This is a genomic window from Streptomyces sp. NPDC037290, from assembly GCF_055603245.1.
On sequence record NZ_JBVJVZ010000156.1, the window covers coordinates 1 to 1,265 of the forward strand.

1 protein-coding gene and 1 pseudogene are annotated in these 1,265 nt (G+C 69.7%); both read right to left on the reverse strand.

The features are described from left to right. On the reverse strand, window positions 1-1,098 hold a 1,098-nt coding region (locus ACZ7HQ_RS45605), incomplete at its 3' end, for an ATP-binding protein (protein WP_471003574.1). A 3-nt stretch (window positions 1,099-1,101) separates the two neighbouring features. Next, a pseudogene (locus ACZ7HQ_RS45610) lies at window positions 1,102-1,265 on the reverse strand (bifunctional DNA primase/polymerase); the annotation flags it as partial.

A 1,265-nucleotide genomic window follows, 5' to 3' on the forward strand; every position in this document is an offset into this window, starting at 1 on the left:
GTCGAGTTGGGCGCAGAGGTGGGCGAAGTCCGCCATCCGCAGATCGGTCGGTGTCTCCGCTTCGGCGGCCCGGACCTTGACCGTGAGGTCGAGGAGCGACCCGAGGACCACGGGCAGAACCTCTTCGTACTCCGCCCACAGCTCCGCCTCGGTCCGCCGGACCGTGGGCCGCTCCAACCGCAACGGCAGCAGCCGTTCCGCGAGGTCCGGCCGGATGACTCCGACGTCGATCCCGGTCAGGAGGAGCGGTCGGCGGTAGCGGGCCCGGTGCACGTCCCCGTCCGTGAACAGCGCCCGCTTCACGCTCTCGGCTCCTGTGACGATGCAGCACATGGCGTCGGACAGGTCCGGCGTCATGTGGGAGAGGTTGTCCAGGGCGGTGACCCATCCGGCGGCGACGGCCGCGATCAGGTTCTCCTCGTCCTTCGGGGCCCGGCGCAGGTCCCCGCTCATGCCCTCCACGATCCGCACCAGCATCCGGCCCCCGGTCGACTTCCCCGCACCCTGCGGACCGGTGAGGAACGGGGCCGGGACGGGCACACCCGGCCCCAGGCACCCGATCAGCCAGGCGATGGCCAGGCATTCGGTTTCGGCGTTGGCGAAGTTGCACAGCCGCATCAGCAGGTCGATGCCCTTGCCCTCGGTGTCCTTGGCCGGCAGGGGCAGTTCCCCGGTGAGCTGGGTGCGCCGCCAGCACACCTCGCGCGGGTCGGGAACGGTGATCTCCCACCCGGTGGGGTGGATACGGACCGACTGCCCGTCTGCCCGCCCGAGATCCAGCCAGGTGGCTCCGTTGAAGCCGGGGGCGACGCGGATGTGCACGGCCTGGGTGGTCTCGGTCATCGCCAACGCCTCGATCAAATCCAACGCCTCCTTCAAAGCCGTGCCGTTGAAGACGCCGACACCGTCCTTGAACATGCCGACCATGAGTTCCTGCCGGTGGCTGCCCGTCGTGCCCTGCGATCGGATCGGCCGGGCGACCGGGTGGCCGTTCTTCTGGGCGTAGACGGTGCCGTCGGCGGTTCGGAAGTACCGGAAGTGGGACTGCGCGTAGTCGCTGATGACCTCACGCGTCGGGTTCTTCTCGTCCTCGGACATGACTCACATCCCCAGTGCGGTACGGGCGTTGGACCAGGCATCGACGCAGTGCCGGGGGCTTTCGCCCTTGGTCTGCGCGGCGGCGAACAGCCGGGCGGCGTGGGCGTCGGTGAGGCACCCGCACCGGCCATGGGCAGACAGCACGGCGAGGAACGTCCGGTACACCG